Below are 2,613 nucleotides of genomic sequence, written 5' to 3'. Positions count from 1 at the left end.
AATGAGATTTATACCCCCAAAGGCAATGTGCGTCTTAATTTTGTTGATCATGGAGAAAATTTTGCCAATGGTGAAAATGGCATGGCGGAATTGACCGATAGAGTTAAGCAGATTTATGATACTTACGCCAATGAAAATACTTATTTTGATCGCATTGCCCTAGTAGGTTGTGATACTACCAACATTAAGCAAGGTCTAGCTAGGAATTTTGCCAAAACGATTTATGACAATATGCCAGCACTAAGAACTGCACAAATAACGGGCAGAGGGGGAGAGCTAGAGGTCAATGAAAACGGCACTAAGACGATGAAAACAGGAGGCACTAAAACAGTTTACAGTTGGTACAATGGTGGCATTATTTCTACAACTAGAAGTGCCAAAACTACAGCCGATAACCTTAAGAATCCATTGGGCGGTTTTGATGAATACTCAAAGCTCTTGAATGAGTTAATTAAAAAGAAAAGTAGCACAAGTAGCAAACATCATGATGTTTTAAAAAAATTAGAAGAAGATTTTCAAAAAGCTCAGGCGCTAGAACCAGGGGATCTGAAGACGAAAATTTTTGAAAAAATGGCTAACGATTTAGACAGGCATTTGCAAGGTCGAGAAACCAAGTACCAAAAACAGTTTGATAAATTAAGCGCAATTGCACGCAAGTGTGCAGAGAATACTCTTGCCTATTATTTAGAAAATAAATTTAACAAGAGTGGGGTGGATATTGATGTAAGGGCAGATATGTTAAAAGGCATTGCTGGCTTGAGCCTTGGAGAGCAACTCGGACGCATTGAAGGTGTTAAAAGTGAATTTGAAGGGTTGTTAAGTAAAGATGAGATTAACCTTGCTAAAAATGCAGCTCGTAAAGCTTGGGCTGAGGCATGTGTGAGAAAGGCATCAGAGATTGTTAGTGGTATTACAAAGTCTCAACGAGCGTTAAGTGCATGGGATAGGAGAACAGTAGTAAACCAGTTTGAGGTTTCTCCTGGCCTTAGAGACACACATTATGTTGTTGTTCAGTTACAAGATGATCCAGACATAGTAGAGAGTTCGGCAGACATGACAGGCAAACATTCTAAAAACTCCACACTCATACAAATGGATAAAAATGGTGATTACCGGCTTGTGCATGGACCTAAATTACGCACAATAAAAGCAGATAATATTAAAATACTGTTTACTGGACATGGCAGCAAAGGGTTAAAAACTATAGGAAGAAGAGCAGCTAACGACATTGTTGATCATGTTGTTGCATTAAGAGGTGTGTTACCCGCTCAATCAAGCATTGACACAGTCGCTATGAAAGGATGTAATTCAGGCGCTGATTTTAGTAAAGATGTTGCAATGGGACTGAAAGCAAGGAATATTGAAACCAAGGTCAGCTCTAGATTAGGTTTGTCAAAAACAGAATTAGCCGGTAGAAACACAGTTAACAATCGCTACCATCTTGACGAAGGAAAAGTTGTCTGGGGCTACAAAGACGGCGAATTAACCCAGTTTGACCCTTACACAGACGACAACTATCATCTTGTTGTTTCTGTGGGTGAAGATGGTTCGCTACAACTAAATAGATCGATAGAAGGCTTGGAAGGTAAGTTAAGAATTCGTGTTATGGCAAGTAATTTTAATGCTACTTTGGCAGCACTGGAAGAACTAGAAGATCAACTGCCTGATGGCACTTCAATGGCAGAAATAAACATAAAAATGAGTGATGGCAGTGCAGACTGGTATGCTGCACATGGTGTGTTTGGTTACTCGAGTCGTGTGAGTGGCTTAAGTAGTAGGTTTAATGCAAATGTGTTGGCATATAGTCATTCAGGTCTGAGTAGAGGTTCACATGCTTATCGTTATGTACAGGGTAAATACACAACAGTAGATAGAGTAGCAGGAGCGAATGGGGCGACCAATGGTTTTGTATTTCGCAATGCACAGACCCCAGGCTATGTTATTTTTTCTTACAAAAAAGACAGATCTTATCCTGTATACAATTTCGCAACAAGACCCAATATTGACAATATAATTCTAGCCACAATAGACTCAGACAGTTGCTCTAAGCGAGAACTGCTGAGACAATTTAAAGATGCAATAAATCTGATTGGGGATTCTGGAGGTTCTGTCTCTAAAATAGGAATCACTACAGAAGGCAATAAAATGGGTGTCGATGATTACAAGGTCATGGTAAGTTTTTTATCTAGAGAACTACATATTAAAGTTGAGGCGTATAACACCTACACTCAAACCAAACCATGGCTATCCATGAACCCTGGTGACTCTCAAGTAACAGAAGACCTTGGCGCAAAACACCTGGCAGAAACCCAACCCTACAACGACAAAAAACTCCAATCCTGGGACACCTTAACCCAAGAACAAACCGACAAACTAACCACAGAATCCCAAAAAACCAAACCTGATCTAGCCAACCATGATCACCAAATCCTATTCCAAACCGAATCCGATGACAATGTCAAAGACAGCACCCTTAAACTCGCCTTCAAACACCCAACACAAACCACCATCGTACAAATGCAAAAAGACGGCACTCACCGAGTGGTTTACGGCACTCAGCTTAAAGACATCACAGGCAAAGTCAAAATGGTGGCTGTGGGTTACGGCAGAGAA

General features: G+C 40.3%; 1 protein-coding gene. It reads left to right on the top strand.

Going from position 1 to position 2,613, the window contains the following annotated elements:
• Positions 1 to 2,613 (top strand): C80 family cysteine peptidase (locus BBROOKSOX_RS09955; protein ID WP_139661563.1); only part of this gene is annotated, 2,613 nt, incomplete at both ends.

This window comes from bacterium endosymbiont of Bathymodiolus sp. 5 South, from assembly GCF_900128535.1.
In the GTDB taxonomy this organism is placed as follows: domain Bacteria; phylum Pseudomonadota; class Gammaproteobacteria; order PS1; family Pseudothioglobaceae; genus Thiodubiliella.
Note: the sequence above shows the minus strand (reverse complement) of the source record. Positions and strands in the feature narration are given on the sequence as shown.